Source organism: Acinetobacter sp. USHLN143, assembly GCF_037145695.1.
In the GTDB taxonomy this organism is placed as follows: Bacteria; Pseudomonadota; Gammaproteobacteria; order Pseudomonadales; family Moraxellaceae; genus Acinetobacter; species Acinetobacter fasciculus.
The window spans coordinates 1-18,205 of record NZ_JBBCWZ010000060.1 but is presented as its reverse complement, the minus strand read 5'-3'; the positions used below and the strand labels follow the sequence as shown (position 1 = coordinate 18,205).

Annotated in this window: 14 protein-coding genes, 4 tRNA genes and 1 pseudogene; 14 read left to right on the top strand and 5 right to left on the bottom strand. The window is 44.7% G+C overall.

Annotation, left to right across the window (positions count from 1 at the left end):
* A pseudogene (locus WFH18_RS13335) lies at nt 1-117 on the bottom strand (IS701 family transposase); the annotation flags it as partial.
* A gap of 122 nt (nt 118-239) precedes the next feature.
* On the opposite strand from WFH18_RS13335, the gene WFH18_RS13330 reads away from it, so the two are divergent.
* Nucleotides 240-1,232 (top strand): DUF2804 domain-containing protein, encoded by a 993-nt coding sequence (locus WFH18_RS13330; protein WP_005252817.1) that lies wholly within the window; start codon nt 240-242, stop codon nt 1,230-1,232.
* Nucleotides 1,233-1,295: 63 nt separating this feature from the next.
* On the opposite strand, the gene WFH18_RS13325 is transcribed toward WFH18_RS13330, so the two are convergent.
* On the bottom strand, nt 1,296-2,174 hold the full coding sequence (locus WFH18_RS13325; RefSeq protein WP_005252814.1) for a metal-dependent hydrolase: 879 nt from the start codon (nt 2,172-2,174) through the stop codon (nt 1,296-1,298).
* A gap of 142 nt (nt 2,175-2,316) precedes the next feature.
* Here WFH18_RS13325 and WFH18_RS13320 point away from each other — a divergent pair, with 142 nt between their 5' ends.
* Nucleotides 2,317-3,354, top strand: a complete 1,038-nt coding sequence (locus WFH18_RS13320) for a helix-turn-helix transcriptional regulator (RefSeq protein WP_086044527.1) — start codon at nt 2,317-2,319, stop codon at nt 3,352-3,354.
* A gap of 48 nt (nt 3,355-3,402) precedes the next feature.
* On the opposite strand, the gene WFH18_RS13315 is transcribed toward WFH18_RS13320, so the two are convergent.
* Nucleotides 3,403-4,737: a Na+/H+ antiporter NhaC family protein gene (locus WFH18_RS13315; RefSeq protein ID WP_004645172.1), complete on the bottom strand. Its 1,335-nt coding sequence runs from the start codon at nt 4,735-4,737 to the stop codon at nt 3,403-3,405.
* Between the two features lie 365 nt (nt 4,738-5,102).
* On the opposite strand from WFH18_RS13315, the gene trpA reads away from it, so the two are divergent.
* The 4 genes from trpA to WFH18_RS13295 are packed head-to-tail and all read left to right on the top strand — an operon-like array spanning nt 5,103 to nt 9,119.
* On the top strand, nt 5,103-5,906 hold the full coding sequence (trpA, locus tag WFH18_RS13310; RefSeq protein ID WP_005252810.1) for a tryptophan synthase subunit alpha: 804 nt from the start codon (nt 5,103-5,105) through the stop codon (nt 5,904-5,906).
* Nucleotides 5,903-6,799, top strand: a complete 897-nt coding sequence (gene accD / locus WFH18_RS13305; RefSeq protein WP_005252808.1) for an acetyl-CoA carboxylase, carboxyltransferase subunit beta — start codon at nt 5,903-5,905, stop codon at nt 6,797-6,799. The genes trpA and accD overlap by 4 nt, the downstream gene beginning before the upstream one ends.
* Nucleotides 6,796-8,079 (top strand): bifunctional tetrahydrofolate synthase/dihydrofolate synthase, encoded by a 1,284-nt coding sequence (gene folC, locus WFH18_RS13300; protein ID WP_005252806.1) that lies wholly within the window; start codon nt 6,796-6,798, stop codon nt 8,077-8,079. Before accD ends, folC begins: the two co-directional genes overlap by 4 nt.
* Nucleotides 8,076-9,119: an SPOR domain-containing protein gene (locus tag WFH18_RS13295; RefSeq protein ID WP_005252804.1), complete on the top strand. Its 1,044-nt coding sequence runs from the start codon at nt 8,076-8,078 to the stop codon at nt 9,117-9,119. Before folC ends, WFH18_RS13295 begins: the two co-directional genes overlap by 4 nt.
* On the opposite strand, the gene WFH18_RS13290 is transcribed toward WFH18_RS13295, so the two are convergent.
* On the bottom strand, nt 9,116-9,718 hold the full coding sequence (locus tag WFH18_RS13290; protein WP_005266052.1) for a dual specificity protein phosphatase family protein: 603 nt from the start codon (nt 9,716-9,718) through the stop codon (nt 9,116-9,118). The two genes, WFH18_RS13295 and WFH18_RS13290, sit on opposite strands and share 4 nt — an antisense overlap.
* 299 nt (nt 9,719-10,017) lie before the next feature.
* Complete coding sequence (locus WFH18_RS13285) at nt 10,018-10,659, bottom strand: peroxiredoxin (protein ID WP_005252799.1); 642 nt, start codon at nt 10,657-10,659, stop codon at nt 10,018-10,020.
* 332 nt (nt 10,660-10,991) lie between these two features.
* Here WFH18_RS13285 and secA point away from each other — a divergent pair, with 332 nt between their 5' ends.
* The 8 genes from secA to WFH18_RS13245 all read left to right on the top strand — a co-directional run bounded on the left by secA (nt 10,992) and on the right by WFH18_RS13245 (nt 17,356).
* Entirely contained in the window at nt 10,992-13,718 is a 2,727-nt protein-coding gene (gene secA, locus WFH18_RS13280) for a preprotein translocase subunit SecA (protein WP_121980204.1), read from the top strand.
* 141 nt (nt 13,719-13,859) lie between these two features.
* Nucleotides 13,860-14,213, top strand: a complete 354-nt coding sequence (locus WFH18_RS13275) for a hypothetical protein (protein WP_004645181.1) — start codon at nt 13,860-13,862, stop codon at nt 14,211-14,213.
* Between the two features lie 159 nt (nt 14,214-14,372).
* Nucleotides 14,373-15,593, top strand: a complete 1,221-nt coding sequence (argJ, locus tag WFH18_RS13270) for a bifunctional glutamate N-acetyltransferase/amino-acid acetyltransferase ArgJ (RefSeq protein ID WP_005252791.1) — start codon at nt 14,373-14,375, stop codon at nt 15,591-15,593.
* A gap of 153 nt (nt 15,594-15,746) precedes the next feature.
* Nucleotides 15,747-16,814, top strand: a complete 1,068-nt coding sequence (gene nadA / locus WFH18_RS13265; protein ID WP_121980203.1) for a quinolinate synthase NadA — start codon at nt 15,747-15,749, stop codon at nt 16,812-16,814.
* A gap of 151 nt (nt 16,815-16,965) precedes the next feature.
* Nucleotides 16,966-17,042, top strand: a tRNA-Pro gene (locus WFH18_RS13260).
* A 34-nt stretch (nt 17,043-17,076) separates the two neighbouring features.
* Nucleotides 17,077-17,153, top strand: a tRNA-Arg gene (locus tag WFH18_RS13255).
* A 33-nt stretch (nt 17,154-17,186) separates the two neighbouring features.
* Nucleotides 17,187-17,262: transfer RNA gene (locus WFH18_RS13250), tRNA-His, on the top strand.
* A gap of 17 nt (nt 17,263-17,279) precedes the next feature.
* Nucleotides 17,280-17,356, top strand: a tRNA-Pro gene (locus tag WFH18_RS13245).
* Nucleotides 17,357-18,205 lie beyond the last annotated feature (849 nt).

The window sequence follows — 18,205 nt, the reverse complement described above, 5'->3', positions numbered from 1 at the left end:
ATTATAAGTCTCGGCAAGTTGTGTGCAGCTAATAGAGTTCGGTTCTGTCATGAGAAAGCCCATATAAATGGGTAATGTACAAGTTGCTGTAGAAGCATGTTTAATTCGTCTAATCACAGATACTTTATAAAGTATTTTAATACTTTTTTGAATCCGTCAATGCGTAAGTCCTACAAAATTTAATAATTGGCATAATACTGCCAAGGAAAAACAGTTTTGACTGAGATGGAATGTCTTAAATGGATTTAATTCAGGCAAATGGACAACCACGTTATGGACGTTTCAAGGAGCTTCCAAAAAGTATTGACTATCAGGCATATCAATACAAAAATCCTTATGGTCATGTGCTGTCAGGCTGGCGTAAGCATCTAAAATATAAAAAATTCAAATTCTGTAGTATTCAGCACGAGCATTATACGATTGGATTGGCAATTGCCGATATCGCATGGGCAGGGCATGGTTTTGTCTATGTCTATAACCATATGAGCAATGAAGTGCTGGAATGGAATGCGATTAATTTCCTGTCACGCAACACTGTGCTGGATGAACAGCCACTGTTTAATCATAGTTATTTCCATAAGTCACCTTTTCAGATCGATATCCAGCATGCCAACGGCGTGCGTTATATCAACGTCAGCAAATACGGCGAAATTAAACTCAGTGCCCGGATTTTCTGTGCCGGAACCGATCCACTGAGTATGTGCAGTCCGACCGGCATCAATGGCTGGACCTATACTCAGAAACTGACCACTTTGGGCTGTGAAGGCTTTTTCATTAACAAGCAGGGTGAAACCATTCAGTTTAATGAACGCAGCTTTGCTTCTCTGGATGATACCTGTGGCTTTTTGCGCCCGGAAACGGCCTGGTTCTGGTTGTCCTGTAATTTCTGGGATGTGAACCATAATCGGATTGGACTTAATCTGGCTTCAGGTGTGAATGAAAGTTTTGGCAATGAAAACTGTCTGTGGATCAATGGCAAGATTTATCCGTTGGCCGATGTGCTGTTCCAGCAGGAATCGGAAAACCAATGGACGATTCAGTCGCTGGATGAAAAATTGAATCTGATGGTGAGTACAGGCTGGCGCCGTTATGAAAATCTGAACCTGCGTCTGGTCGGAAGTCAGTTTAGTCAGTGGCAAGCCAAGGTTTCCGGAACGATCCAGCAGGATGATCAGGAAATTATTTTACTGAATGAATATGCCTTGCTTGAGCAGCATTATGCCAAATGGTAAAAGTGCAGGACATAAGACCTAATTTAAAAGCCTTCAATTTTTGAAGGCTCTTTTGATTTGAGCTTAATCTTTGGCGGCCTGCCAGAAGGCTTCACCTGCTTGAATTGGATCATTGGTTTCGGCTAAGGTTTTTACCCAGACATCGTATTGCGCAATCACAGGATGTTGACTGGGATGAAAATCTTTTTTAAACCAGTCCCGATATTGTGGGCCCATACGGGTCAAGGTACCGTTACGGCCAAACAACCAGGGCAGTCCTTTCAGGTTCATTTGCAAACGCTCTAAGACACTGAACCCATCATGTTTCAGCATGACATTGGCGCGATAGGCAGTATAACTAAACATCAAAAATGTCGTGCTGAGCAGGGTCATTTTGCGCATCCATTCAGGTGTTTTTGCAATATCTTTCATCACGTCAAAAGCCACATCACGATGTTCCATTTCTTCAATCGCATGCCAGGCAAACATGGCACGTACATAAGGATGCCCGTCTTTTAAGGTGGATTTTTGACCGTAAAAAGTTTCAGCCATCAGCGCAGTCAAGTGTTCTGCCGCTGCCGTCGTGGCAATATTGAACTGTGCTGAACGATGTTTGAGGTCATGAGCGAACATATTATTCAGACGCTCAATAAAATCATCGACAGGCATGCCTTGTTCACGCATCAGCTGGTTCATTTTCTCATGGGCAATGCCGTGCTGTGCTTCCTGACGAATAAAATCTGCCACACGTTTTTGCAGCTCCGGGTCTGTGATCTGATCTCGGAACAGGCGCACACTCTGAATAAAATAACGCTCGCCATCTGGAAAGGTCAGGCTCAAGGCATCGAACATGCGGGTCAGAAAGGGGTCACCGCCAAACCAGTAGCGCGGGATTTCATCCAGTTTAAAATCAAGCTGGGTCCGGACCACGGGCTTTATTGAAGATTTTAATACTGCATTCATCTTATGAATTCTTTTTTGTGACGATGCTGACAGTATGTCGGGGAATGCCGTAATTGTTTTGACAGTGCTTGCCAATTTTTATACATTTTATGCCAAATGAAAATAAAACTGCTTAGACTAAAGCAGGCAGCGGGAAGCGCGCATGCAAGAAATTAAAATATCCAATGGTTATATTCAGCTTTGGGCGACTTATCTGCGCAGTCTGCAAATTGAGCCTTTGGAAGCTGACTTTCTGCAAGATGTACATGAAGCGCTTGTCCCCCTGATTGATCAGCCTTTTGCCACGCAAGTGCCGCTGGAATTATTAAATCAGCTTCTGTTAAGAACCCGGCAACATTTAAACTGTCCACAACTAATTTTCGAGATCGTGCAGGTTATTCGTCCAGAACATTTTGGCGTGCTCGGTTATATGGCTTCGCGAAGCAGCAGCGTTGCGGAAATGATCCGGCATATCATTCGCTTTCAACGACTGGTGATTGATGGCAGTGAGTTTGTACCTTTGCAATTGAAGCAGCGTGAACACAGTCTTGAATTATTTTGGGCCTATCTGGATGAAAAATATAATCTGTTAAATGAGCTGACCATGGCCGCGATGGTGCAGTTGGGGCATGTCATTTTGCAGGATCATCAACTGTTACTGCACTGTGTACGTTTTGCCCATGCGCCCGACAGGGGGCAAATGCATTATCAAAAGTTTTTTGCCAGTGAGGTGAGATTTTCTCAGGACTATTATGGCATAGAGCTGGATTTGCAAGGACTGGCACATGGGTCTGAGCAGGCTGATCCAATCCTGTTGCAGCTACTGGTTCATCAGGCAGAACAGGCGATTGCAGCCAAGCCGCCCCTTGAAAATCATTTGGAACAGGCGCAGCAAATGATTGCCGAACAGCTGCGGACCCAGCATCAGGCCATTAAAGTTGAACAGCTTGCCCGGCAGTTGTTGATGTCGACACGTAGTTTGCAGCGCTTATTCAGTACACAGGGCACTTCATTTAAAAAACTGCTGGAACAGCAGCGGATTAAACGTTGCGAGCTGTTGTTGCAGCAGGGATTAGGTCTGACCGAGATTGCCGAGCAGCTGGATTATTCTGATCAGTCGGCTTTGGCACGGGCCTATAAGGCAGCCACCGGACAGACCTTGTTAGAGCGAAAAAGGCAGTTACACAAAGCACGAAGCTGAAAAAAGCGACCGGTATCGGTCGCTTTTTTATTTTCGCAGGATGATGGATTAAGTGCTTGCTTTCACCTGAGGGAATCTAAACGCGATCGCAGCAATCGCAAAAATGGCCAGAATCCAGCAATAGTACACACCACCAATCAGTTCAACCGGCGAGATTTTTGCAATGGAACAGGCCAGTAGTAACTGTGCGCCATAAGGAATTAAACCCTGTACCACGCAAGAGAAAATATCCATCAGTGCCGCAGAACGCTTGGGATCCACCCCGTATTCTTTGGCGACTTCACGCGCCATATCACCAGACAGAATAATCGCCACGGTATTATTGGCCACAAAGATATTCGAAAACACCACCAGAAAACTAATCCCGATTTCGCCGGCACGTTGCTTCCCAACTTTAAATAGACGGGTCAAGCTATAAATGCGCTCGATCAGCCAGCGTAAACCGCCTTCTCGTTGCATGATCGCCGAGAGGCCACCCAGGAACATCGACAATAACGCCACTTCAAACATGCCGACAAAGCCATCATAAATTGAAGTATTCAGTTTGAGCAGATCAAATTCAGCTGTGGCAAACAGGCCAAACAAGCCGGAAAGTAACACCCCAATGGTCAGCACAGCGAGAACGTGTAAACGGCTAAAGGCTAAAATAAATACGGCGATATAAGGTAAAACCAGAAGCCAGTTAAAATCCTTGTATTCCACTGCATTGCTACTACTGGTACTCAACACGTAAATCAAAATAGTGACGATTGAGGCTGGAACCGCAATCCAGACGTTGACCCTGAACTTGTCACGCAGTTGTACGCGTTGGCTGGTGGTCGCCGCAATGGTGGTGTCTGAGATCATGGACAGGTTATCACCAAACATGGCACCACCGACCACTGCACCAATCGCATAAATCACATCAATATCGGTAACCTGGGTGAAACCAAAAGCGATTGGCGCACAAGCCGCAATGGTGCCCATGGAGGTACCCATCGCCGTGGCAATAAAGGCCGAGATCACAAATAACATCGGCAGAATAAATGTGGGTGGAATCACCGACAGGCCCATCTGCACGGTGGCGTCGACGCTGCCAATGGCGCTACTGACGCTGGCAAAGGCGCCGGCCAGCATAAACACCATAAACATCAGAATTAAGTTTGGATGACTGGCACCTCTGAGGAATTCCTCAATGCCCTGGTTGAGTTTGCCGCGATACACTAATGCAGCCAAGATAATCGCAGGCAGGGCAGCCACAGGCGCTTTCACCTGATAGAACGCGAACTCGGTTCCGATCAGGGAATGATAGATCCCGCTACCCAAAAATATGGTTAAAAATACAATAAGCGGCAGCAGTGCAATGGCGCGTGCCTGCACTGTAGCCTCAGAATCAGTCTGCATAGGAGATAAAAAAGTAAGAGAATAGGACTAGTATAAAGCAGGTTTTGCTATTTCAGAAAACTTTAAATGAATGCGCTAACATCTGCATTTTTATTAATTTTTATATGATAAAAATAAGTTTATCTAAATATTCAGGATTTTAGGTAATAGCAAAATTAGGCATCTTTGATCATTGAGAAAAAAATCAAAATAATCGTAAATAGACCCTTCCGAATTGTTTTGAAATCTTCGCACAGGAAATGAAGTACTCGAGGTCGGTATCGCAGACTGTTCATTGGACAAAAAATAGCGTTACAATGCGATGTCTTGTATTTCTACATAGTCAATGCCTCAAGTTTGAAACACGTTAAGGAAAATACCACCCTATGTCACGTTTAGCCACACGATTTGGACAACTTAAATCTCAACAGCGTAAAGCTTTAGTTTCTTATGTCATGGCGGGTGATCCGCATCCAGAAGTCACAGTGCCTTTGCTGCATGAGATGGTGGAAGCGGGTGTCGACGTGATTGAGCTGGGACTTCCTTTCTCAGACCCGATGGCGGATGGGCCGGTGATTGCGCTAGCTGCCGAACGTGCTTTGGCAGGTGGAACCAATACGCTAGATGCCCTGCAGATGGTGAAAGAATTTCGTTTGAAAGACCGCGAAACACCGGTGGTGCTGATGGGTTATCTGAATCCGGTTGAAGTAATTGGCTATGAAAAGTTTGTGGCTTATGCCTATGAATGTGGAGTAGACGGTGTGCTGCTGGTGGACTTGCCACCAGAAGAAGCACAAAGTCTGGGTGAAGTACTGGAAAAATATGACATGGATCAGATTTTCCTGCTGGCACCCACTTCAACCGATGCACGTATTCAACATGTAGCAAAACAGGCCAGCGGCTTTATTTACTATGTGTCACTGAAAGGCGTGACCGGTGCAGCAACTTTAGATGTCTCTGAAGCCGCTGCACGCATTCAAAAGATTAAAGCTGTGACTGATGTTCCTGTAGGCGTAGGTTTCGGTATCAGTGATGCTGCATCTGCGAAAGCGATGGGTGTTGCTGCCGATGCAGTTATTGTGGGTAGTGCGTTTGTAAAGCAGTTTGCAACGCTCGCACCAGAACAAGCCGTTATTGCAACGGTGAATAAAGTCAAGGAGCTTCGAGCAGCGCTCGATGAGTTAGTATGAGTCAACAACTGAAATCAGGCAAAATTCTGAGCCCATCGACCCCATGGACGGAGCGTACTGTTCCGGGCATTCAGGTACCCGATGAGCAAACGGCATATAAAGCGACATTTACCGAGCCTACGATTGAGTGCCCTGAATGTCATGCATTGGTGACCCGTACTGCGATGTCATTTAATGCTTATGTCTGTCCGCAATGTGATGAACATTTGCGCATGAAAGCCCGCGAACGTCTGAACTGGTTCTTTGATCAGGTACAAACAGAATTGGGTCAGGAATTTATAGCCAAAGATCCGCTGAAATTTGTCGATAGCAAAGCGTATCCCGATCGTATGGCTGAAGCGCAAAAGAAAACCGGTGAAACTGAAGCACTGGTGGTAATTCAGGGTTTGCTGAAAGGCGTACCGATGATTGCCTGTGCGTTTGAGTTCGACTTCATGGGCGGTTCTATGGGCACAGTGGTCGGTGACCGCTTTGTTCAGGCTGCAGAACATGCGATTGAAGCTCGTCAACCTTTGATCTGTTTTGCTGCTTCGGGTGGTGCTCGTATGCAGGAAGGCATGTTGTCCCTGATGCAAATGGCGCGTACTTCGGCTGCGATCCAGCGTTTAAAAGAAGCAGGTCTGCCTTATGTAGTGGTATTGACTCATCCAGTGTACGGCGGTGTGACCGCATCATTGGCAATGCTGGGTGATGTACATATTGCTGAACCGAAAGCGATGATTGGCTTTGCCGGTAAACGTGTGATCGAACAGACTGTACGTGAAAAACTGGAAGAACCGTTCCAGCGCGCGGAATATTTGCTTGATCATGGGGTAATCGATCAGATTGTTCACCGTCATGCATTACGTGATACAGTTTATCGTATCGTTACGAAGTTGATGAATTTGCATTGAACACAGCACCCTTAGCAACAGATTCTTTAAATACATGGCTCGATTATTGGAGCCATGTTCACGTTACGGGTATTGATTTAGGTCTGGAACGGGTTATTCCTGTGGCTGAAAAGCTGGGCGTGACATCTCCAGAGGCCAAAGTGCTGACGGTGGCAGGAACCAATGGTAAGGGTTCGACCACCACCACGCTGGCCGCGATCCTGAATGCGCAAGGCTTCAAGGTCGGGCTATATCAATCCCCCCACGTGTACCGTTTCAATGAGCGTGTTAAATTGCGCGGCATTGAAGTGGAAGATCAGTTGCTGATAGATGCTTTTGTTCAGGTCGATCAGGCTCGTCGCGAATGCGGTTTGAGCCTGTCTTTCTTTGAAGCCACGACACTGGCTGCTTTTGTGATTTTTAAAGATCAAGGCTGTGATGTCTGGGTACTGGAAGTGGGTTTAGGCGGCCGTCTGGATGTGGTCAATGTGGTCAATCCAGATGTGGCGGTAATTACCAATATTGGTCTGGATCATACCGACTGGCTTGGTGACACCATTGAGAAAATTGCTTTTGAAAAGGCCGGAATTATTCGCCCGGATATTCCCGTGGTATTTGGTGGACAGCAACAGATCCCGCAAGCTATTCTAAATAAAGCCCAAGAATGTAAAGCACCCTTGTATGCAATCAACCGGGATTATTTTTATGAAGCCTTTGAAGATGGCCAAAGCTGGGCTTTTGCTTCATCAGGTACGACCTTAAAACTCCCTACAGGTTCACTGGCATTAGATAATATTTCTACCGCCGTGGCCGCCATTCTGCTGAGCGAATTAAACGTCAGCCAGCAGGCAATTGCACAAGGCATTCAAACGGCAAAATTGCCGGGACGTTTTGAAATCCGTCAAATCCAGAATAAAACCGTGATTTTTGATGCAGGACATAACCCGCATGGGGTGGAATTTCTGCTGAAACAATTACGAGATTATTTAAATTACAATCAAAAATATAATGAAGTCATTTGTGTATTTTCAATGCTGGCAGATAAAGATATAAATTCTGTCGTCAAGTTATTGAAAGACACGGTTCAATTGTGGAAAATTGCACCATTATTCGTCCCACGTGCGGCAGAGGTCACAGTTTTGGCTGATGCTTTAAGCGGTGAGGCGGTAGAACAATTTGACAATGTAAAATTAGCTTTTAAATCAGCACTGGATCAAACAGATAATAATCAGCTGATTTTGGTATGTGGATCATTTCATACCTTAGAAGCGGTATGGGAGTATTTGGAAGAATGTCAATGAATAACAAACAGCGCTGGATGGGCGGTGTTGTTTTACTCGGTGGTGGTGTTTTATTGGCAGCATTACTCCTGAAAGGCCAAGATGAAATCAATCAGGACCGTCAGCAAAATCCGGCACAGGCTGCGGAAGTTGAAAATAAAGAGACAGGCAATCATTCGCTCGGTTCTTTGACGGTCGATGTGGAAACAGAAAAGCGTTTACTTGAACAGCAACGTCGTGACCGGGAAAAATCGGTTGCAGAGCAGGAAGCACGTGCAGCCGAATTTTTAGCGATGCAACAGCAGGCTGAAGCAGATGCTGCGCGTAAAGCGGCTGAAGAATATGCTGCCCTGAATGCACACCGCCTGGGACAGCAAAGTTCCGATAATATTCCGCCAGAACTGGTTGAAGACGAACAGGCCAAGCAGAAACGTCTGGCTGAAGAAAAAGCGGTGCAAGAAAAAAAGTTAGCCCAGCAGCAGCTGGACCAACAAAAAGCCAATAGTTCTACTGATGCAGCCAAGAAAGAAGCAGAGCGTAAAGCTGCTGAAAGTAAAGCCGCTGAAGAAAAACGCAAGTTAGAACAACAGCAAAAAGCCGAAGCAGAACGTAAGGCGGCTGAAGCAAAACGTAAAACCGAGGAAGAGCGTAAAGCGGCTGAAAAGAAAGAAGCTGAACGTAAAGCAGCCGAAGAAAAACGTAAGGCCGACGAAAAGCGTAAAGCTGAAGAAGCTAAGAAAAAGGCTGCAGCCGAAGAAGCCAAGAAGAAAGCAGAAGCTGAACAGGCGCGTAAGTTACTGGAAGGTGAAGAGGACAAGCAATGGATGGTGCAGGTGGCACTGGCAGCGAATGAAGCCAATGCGGATGCTGTAGCAGCCAAACTGCGTGCCAAAGGTTATAAGGTCACCAAAAGCTCAACTTCTAAAGGTGTACGCATCATGGTGGGGCCGTCCAAAGACCGTGAGACTGCAGATGCACTTCGTAAGAAAATTGCGTCTGATGCCAGCCTGAATATGAAATCAGCTTGGGTGAATGACTGGGTGCCGCTGGATAAGCGTTAATTCTTTGTATTAACCAAAGTTTCTGTAAATGGATTCGTGAGTTGCTCGCGAATCCATTTTACATTTTCAGGGGTGAATAGATTGTCAATATTGCGCCAAATGGCATGAAAGCCATAACCGCCATGTTTCATTTCCTGTAGTGCCTGCTCAATCGGCCAATGTTCAAAAATAATCCGGTACATGGCGACACTGGCACCGGTTCGGTCTGAGCCGTGATAACAATGCAGGAGCACCTTTTGATGATTTTGTTGTGCTTGCTGAATCAGTAGCATAATTTTCAATAAATCTTCCCGATCAATTGCCCAGGTATGTATGGGTACATGATGCAGCTGAAATTTTTCATTGCTCAAAAGAAAGCTGTCTTTATCCCGTGAACGTAAATTAATAACCACATCGATCTTATGCTGTTTTAATAAAGGAATGAGTTCAGTTGAAGGCTGCTCACTACGATAGACAAAATTGCTGATTTGATGAAAATTATGATTCTGATGAATGGGCTGTCCCCAATGCTGAGGACGTTGAGGTTCAGGCAGGGCCGGCGTGGTCATACAACCTGTCAGGAGGCAGCTCATCAGGATTGGAAATATGCAGATTTTCATACAGAGCATAGATGTTGTTTTTGTTATTTCAAGTTTAAAGTGGATATGGAATTTTGAATATAAAAAAGCCTATCCGAAGACAGGCTGTATCAACAAATCGAATCCGTGGCACGTCAATGTCGTATTCGATAAAACATAAAATCTGGAAAAATAGAGTTTCTCTTATTCTTTACTACGAGCTCCATCTTATCCTGTGCTACGCGCTTCGCTTGTCTTGCGCAAAATTAAAAAGGAGTCCTTTTAATTTGTTGCTCGAAGCATAGCTTCTCACCTTGCGCAAGGGCAGAGCAGTGCTCTGCTTATCCTTGCTCAGGATGGGGCGTTAAGCGCAGGTAAGGCGTGACCGCTGTATAACCTTTTGGAAAACGTTGCTTGATTTCTTCCTCATCTTTCAGTGAAGGGATAATCACAACATCATCACCATGCTGCCAGTTCGCAGGCGTGGCCACTTTATGTTTATCGGTGAGTTGAAGTGAATCCACCACACGCAAGATTTCATGGAAATTACGGCCGGTCGATGCAGGATAAGTAATAATCAAACGGACTTTTTTATTGGGATCAATGACCACTAAAGAACGAACCGTTAGAGTTTCACTGGCATTTGGATGAATAAAGTCATATAGCTCGGAAACTTTACGATCCTGATCGGCAATGATCGGGAAATTCACCGTGGCGTTCTGGGTTTCATTAATATCTTTAATCCAGCCATGATGCGACTCCACATCATCAACTGACAAGGCAATCGCTTTAACACCACGTTTTGCAAACTCATCTTTCAGTTTTGCGGTATAGCCAAGTTCAGTCGTACATACCGGTGTATAGTCGGCAGGGTGTGAAAATAAAATGCCCCAGCTATCACCCAGAAAGTCATAAAAATTAATCAGGCCTTCACTGGATTGCTGTTCAAAATTCGGTGCGGTATCGCCTAGACGTAAACTCATCTTTTTAGCCTCAATTGGTCTTTTAGTGTCGAGATAGGATTTAATATGAACCAATTTTTTTATGATTAAAAATAGTGTTTTTTGCTTTCTTTATGAGTAAATTGCATAAGTAGGATATCCATCTATCCAGAAGCGCAAAAATCAGTCACTTAATTGACTATGTTGCACAGGGAAAATTTGCTACATTACTTTGCCTTAGATCTTAGGGCTAGAACTAAGGATCAGATTTTTTTAGCGGTTTTACAGCAAAACCCTTGTAGTTCAAATTTCTAGCACCATAATAACGACTAAGAACATATTCATTTGACAAGCAAGATTTAGAGAGTCTATTCATGTTGGCAAGTCTGATCGGAGGAATCTTCGGTACCAAAAATGAGCGCGAACTCAAACGCATGCGTAAAATCGTAGACAAGATTAATGTGCTCGAGCCGACGATATCTACCCTTAGCGATGCAGACTTATCTGCAAAAACTGAAGAATTCAAACAACGATATAATAAGGGTGAAACCCTCGATAAATTATTGCCTGAAGCATTTGCAGTCTGTCGTGAAGCGGCGAAGCGGGTGATGGGCATGCGTCATTATGACGTGCAGCTGATCGGTGGTATTACCTTGCATGAAGGCAAAATCGCAGAAATGCGTACCGGTGAAGGTAAAACCCTGATGGGTACTTTGGCCTGTTATCTGAATGCCATCAGTGGTCAGGGCGTGCATGTCATTACCGTGAACGATTACCTTGCGCAACGTGATGCCGAGTTGAACCGTCCATTATTTGAGTTTTTGGGTTTAAGCATCGGCATTATTTATTCCATGCAAAATCCGATGGAAAAAGCTGAAGCTTATCGTGCCGATATTACTTACGGTACCAATAACGAATTTGGCTTTGACTACCTGCGTGACAACATGGTGTTCTCGCTGGCTGAGAAAAAGCAGCGTGGTTTGACCTATGCGATTATCGATGAGGTCGATTCGATCCTGATTGATGAAGCACGTACCCCGTTGATTATTTCCGGTCAAAGTGAAGATTCTTCACAGCTTTATGCAGCCATCAATAATATTCCACGAAAATTACAGGCACAGAAAGAAGAGAAAGTGCCGGATGGCGGTCACTTCTGGATTGATGAAAAACAGCGTTCAGTTGAAATTACTGAAGTGGGTTTTGAAACCATTGAAAGTGACTTGATTGAAATGGGCTTGCTGGCAGAAGGCGAGAGCTTGTATTCAGCGTCGAACCTGAACCTGTTGCATCATGTCACTGCAGCGATCCGTGCCCATTATCTCTATCAACGCAATGTGCAATACATCATCAACGATGGTGAAGTGATTATTGTCGATGAAAATACCGGTCGTACCATGCCGGGACGTCGCTGGTCTGAAGGTTTGCATCAAGCCGTAGAAGCCAAAGAGGGTCTGGAAATCCAGCCGGAAAACCAGACTCTGGCAACCACAACCTTCCAGAACTATTTCCGTCTGTATAAAAAATTATCCGGTATGACCGGTACTGCTGATACTGAAGCAGCGGAAATGAAAGAAATTTATGGTCTGGATGTGGTGCTGATTCCGACCCACCGTCCAATGATTCGTCAAGACCATAACGATTTAATTTATTTAAATCGTGAAGGGAAATATAACGCGATTATTCAAGAAATTCAGCGTGTGCATGAAGCTGGTGTCGCACCAATTTTGATTGGTACAGCCACCATTGAAGCTTCTGAGATTCTGTCGGATAAGCTAAAAGCGGCAGGGATCCAGCATGAAGTACTGAATGCCAAACAGCACGAACGTGAAGCCGATATTATTGCGCAGGCCGGTGCGCCGCGTGCAGTGACGATTGCCACCAACATGGCCGGTCGTGGTACCGATATTCTCTTGGGTGGTAACTGGAAGGCGTTGCTGGCTAAAATTGAAAACCCGACTCCTGAAGATGAAACGCGTCTGAAAGCAGAATGGGATGTTAATCACCAGGCTGTGCTGGATTCAGGCGGTTTGCATATTATCGGTTCCGAGCGTCATGAATCACGCCGTATCGATAACCAGCTGCGTGGTCGTGCCGGTCGTCAAGGTGACCCGGGTGTATCGCGTTTCTATCTGTCACTTGAAGATGACTTGATGCGTATTTTTGCCGGTGATCGCGTAGTCGGCATGATGCGTGCCATGGGCTTGCAGGAAGATGAAGCGATTGAGCACAAAATGGTGTCTCGCTCGATTGAAAATGCGCAGCGTAAAGTGGAAGCACGTAACTTCGATATTCGTAAGAATTTGCTGAAATACGATGACGTCAATAACGAACAGCGTAAGATCATTTATAGTCAGCGTGACGACATTCTGGCAGAAAATTCACTGCAGGATTATATTGAAGAAATGATCCGTGAAGTGATGCAGGGTGTAATCGCCAACTATATTCCGCCTGAATCGATTCATGACCAGTGGGATAGTGAAGGTCTGGAACTGGCGCTGCGTGAAGATCTTTCGATGGATCTTCCTATCGGACAATGGCTGGAACAGGACCGTCGTCTGGATGAAGAAGCTTTGGTGGTGCGCATTACCGATGAAGTACTGAACCGCTACCGTTCACGTCGTGAACAAATGGGTGAAGAATCTGCAGCTTCGCTTGAACGTCACTTTATGCTGAATTCTCTGGATCGTCATTGGAAAGAGCATCTGGCGGCTATGGATTATTTGCGTCAAGGTATTCATTTACGTGGTTATGCGCAAAAGAATCCAGAGCAGGAATATAAAAAAGAAGCTTATAACCTGTTTGTAAACATGCTGGGTACGATTAAGTCCGATGTCGTGACAGATCTGTCACGCATCCACGTACCGACACCTGAAGAGCTGGCGGAAATGGAAGCACAGCAGCAGGCACAGGCTGAGGCAATGCGTTTGCAGTTATCTCATGAAGAGTTTGACGGCTTGCTGGCAGGTGAACATGAGGTGACGACCGAGCAAAATGTTCAGGCGAATCCTGTAGCACCAGTCTTTGAAGCACCGGCAAGTCGTAATGCACCTTGTCCATGTGGTTCAGGCCTGAAATACAAACAGTGTCATGGCAAGATCTAAACAGTGTTAAAAAAAATCAGAGCCACATGGCTCTGATTTTTTTATGTATGAAGATTTTTCAGAAATTGAATACTGTTTGCAGTCTTAGGAATTAAATGCTATTTAATGGCTCATTCAACACCTCAAAGTGGAATAACCTGAATGAAAAAAGTATTAAAAACGCTCATGATTGCCGCTTTGGCAATACCTGCCTTAAGTTTTGCACAAACTGCAGCGACCACAACAATTGATAAAGTTCAGCAAGCGGTAGGTACTAACACTGCTCAAGTACAACGTACCGATGCGCAAGTGACTGTAGCAAGCCCACGTACCGGCATCCGTTATACCTTTGCCAACCAGAACCGTCCGATTGTATTGCAGACCGCTGCGATTGCAGCTGCTAATGCGGCAAATGCAGACCGTATTGTTGCTACTAATCCTGCACTTTCTAGTGCAAGTCAACAACAAGCGAAACAGGCTTTACTAAGCGAATCTGGACAACTTGCACAAAATTAAAAATATCTTAATTTTAAAAACGTAGAAACCAGTCTTGATGACTGGTTTTTTATTGTGAAAACCCATAACAAATCTCAGGCTGGCTCAGGCTTTGGCTCGATTTTTTGTTGCAGATCAACTAAGCTGTATTTTTCTAAAACTTCAATATTGGACTTTAAAATGGCAGTTGGTGACGTATCTATGCCACAGATGCATGTGGTGAAAGGGGTTAAAATTGGTTCGGCTGAAGCCTATGTGCGCTATCAGAACCGACGTGACCTGGTGATATTTGAACTGGCTGCAGGCTCCAATGTTGCTGGGGTGTTTACCCAGAATGCCTTTTGTGCAGCACCTGTGCATGTATCCAAAGCACATTTGCAAGCGGGAAATCCACGTTACCTGGTAATCAATACCGGCAATGCCAATGCAGGAACAGGTCCTACAGGCATGGCAAATGCAGAAGCCACCTGTGCCAAGTTAGCTGAACTTGCAGGCGTACAGGCTGCTGAAGTGTTGCCATTCTCGACTGGTGTGATTGGTGAGCAGCTTCCAATGGAGCGTTTGCTTACAGGTTTACAGCCTGCGCTGGATTCATTGCGTGATGATGCCTGGGGCGATGCAGCGACTGGAATCATGACCACAGATACCACTCCGAAAGGTGCGTCAGAACAGTTCGAGCTGGATGGTGTGACTTATACCATGACCGGTATTTCCAAAGGTGCAGGCATGATTCGCCCGAATATGGCGACCATGCTGGGCTATGTTGCGACGGATACACCGATCAGCCGTGAACTGGTTCAACAGTTATTAACTGAAACAGTCAATGTATCGTTTAACCGTATTACAATTGATGGCGATACCTCAACTAATGACTCGTGTATTTTTATTGCCACAGGTCAGGCCGGTGGTGCTGAAATCACTTCGACTGAAGATCCACGTTATGCAGTGGTGCTAGACGTATTGACACGTACCATGAAACGCCTTGCGCAACTGATTGTACGTGATGGTGAAGGTGCGACTAAATTCATTACCGTGACTGTAGAAGGTGGTGGCAATACTCAAGAGTGCTGCGATATTGCCTATAGCATTGCGCATTCACCGCTGGTCAAAACCGCAATCTTTGCTTCTGACCCAAACTGGGGCCGTATTCTGGCAGCGATTGGTTATGCCGGTGTGCCAAATTTAGACGTTGCAAAAATTCAGGTTTGGTTAGATGATGTACAAATCTGCAAAGATGGTGGTGCGGCAGCAGACTATACTGAAGCAGCCGGTGCACGTGTGATGGCCCAGGCTGAAATGACGATTCGTGTTGATCTTGGACGAGGTCAGGCAAAAGATACGGTTTATACCTGTGACCTGTCGTATGACTACGTAAAAATCAATGCAGATTATCGCTCATAATTCAGATTGTTTATAAAGCCTCCGTTGTGGGGCTTTTTTTATACTTAATGATTTTTAATGACTGGTCAAAAATAGCATTTCGCCAGAGATGACCGGGATGTAGGGTGAAAGGTTCATTGAATAGTGAACCATGAGGGTAGAGTAAGAGTTGTTATGAATGATGCGACCAAATTAATAGCCAATGAAGCTAAATCGATTGTGCAGGCGCATTTAGATCGTTTAGGTGTTCCACAAGAACATCAAATGAGCCAGCAGGAAAAATTGGACAAATTTGCACAGATCAAGGCAGAGCTGGAAAAACAGGATGCTGTTTTGGTGGCGCATTATTATTGTGATCCTGAAGTGCAAGAACTGGCTGAACTGACGGGGGGCTGTGTTTCCGATTCACTGGAAATGGCGCGTTTTGGTCGCGATCATCCAGCTTCAACGCTTGTGGTAGCTGGTGTGAAATTTATGGGCGAAACCTCTAAAATTCTTTCACCCAATAAAACCGTGCTGATGCCAACTTTGGAAGCGACCTGTTCACTGGACTTAGGTTGTCCTGTCGATGAGTTTACCGCTTTTTGCGATGCGCATCCGGATCATACCGTGGTGGTTTATGCTAACACGTCAGCGGTTGTGAAAGCCCGAGCCGATTGGGTCGTCACTTCAAGTTGTGCAGTGGAAATTATCGAACATCTGGACGGTCTGGGCGAAAAAATCATCTGGGCACCCGATCAGCATTTGGGTCGTTATATCCAGAAAAAAACCGGTGCAGAGATGTTGCTCTGGGATGGTGCTTGTATCGTACATGAAGAATTCCGTTCACGCGGTATTGCCAATATGAAAGCACTCTATCCAGATGCTGCGGTTCTGGTACATCCTGAATCACCGATGTCTGTAGTCGAGATTGCCGATGCCGTGGGTAGTACCTCACAATTAATTAAAGCAGCACAGACTTTGCCGAATCAACGTTTAATCGTTGCTACTGATCGCGGTATTTTTTATAAAATGCAGCAGGCAGTGCCGGATAAAATTCTGATTGAAGCACCAACCGCAGGAGAGGGGGCAACTTGTCGTTCTTGTGCGCATTGTCCTTGGATGGCCATGAACGAGCTGAATGGTATCTTGCATGTGTTACAGCATAAAGATCAGGAAGTGCATGTCGATCCGGTACTTGCTGAACGAGCTAAACTGCCTCTAGATCGCATGCTGAACTTTAGTGCCGGACTAAAACGTTAAAATTTGTATAAAAAATGTCTGAAGCGATTGATAAATAAACGCTTGAAGCGTTTTTTCGGTTTTTTTTAAATATAGGTGTTGACGTCTCCGGGCGTCGCGCCTAGAATGCACACCGTACCGAACGATGTTCGATACGAAAGCTGAGATGAATCGGAGCATAGCACAGCCTGGTAGTGCACCTGGTTTGGGACCAGGGGGTCGTAGGTTCGAATCCTACTGCTCCGACCAATTCTTCAAGGCAAATGATGTTTGCATCAGTAACGCGCTTGTAGCTCAGTTGGATAGAGCATCCGCCTTCTAAGCGGATGGTCACAGGTTCGAATCCTGTCAGGCGCGCCATTTGGTCGCTTGATGTTAAGAATCAAAATGATGGTGGATGTAGCTCAGTTGGTAGAGCCCTGGATTGTGATTCCAGTTGTCGCGGGTTCGAATCCCGTCATTCACCCCAACTTTTAAAGTTGAAATCGGAGCATAGCACAGCCTGGTAGTGCACCTGGTTTGGGACCAGGGGGTCGTAGGTTCGAATCCTACTGCTCCGACCATCTCCTTCAAGATGGTCGAGATAAAAGATACCGCGTTAAGCGGTTTTTTTATGTCTGAAATTCAATGTGAATAAAAAATATACAATTGTTATCGGTGGCTATCATGATGAATGCTCGAATTCCTATTAAATTATTTTTCATCTAATAAAACTGTGCATTGAAGATTGCTTTCTTCTCGCATTGCTTCACTCTTAATTTTAATCATTCAACAATTTAACCAGAGTTCATCTATAGAGTGATTATCTTGTTGAATGGAATTTTAATGGATGGATGAGGATTATATTTTTAAAATGGGTAAGGGATTCCATAGTAAATCTATTTTATTAACTCATCTGTTGTGTTTGATCTGAAATAAAGACAATAAAAAATTTTTAGATAGATATAGCAATTAAATTAACTAGAAATACCCATTGATAAGTAAATAAACTACTTTAAAACATCAATAATTGAATAAATTTTGAGTGAAAAATAGAAAAACCTGTATTTTTTGTAGAATAAATAAACAGTCGTGATATTTTTGCTGAATTATTTAAGAATAGGGGTTGTATTGGGTTGGGAATACTGTAGAATGCACATCCATCGGCGGTGATGAAGATTAAAACTTCTGATAAAACAGTGACTTAGTTGAGTTTAATTGAGTTCGGTTTTAGAAAGAAAGTTTAAAAATAGTTTTCATTACTGGTTGACTTTCTAGAGATAGAGAGTAATATAGCCGACCTAGCTTGCTGGTGACGAATCAGCAAGAAGATCATTAAGAGATTATGAAGAACAACTTGTGTGGATTTTTACTGGTTGATTGATCGAAATTATTTTCATTGATTGATGGTAGAAATTACTCGAAGTTTATTT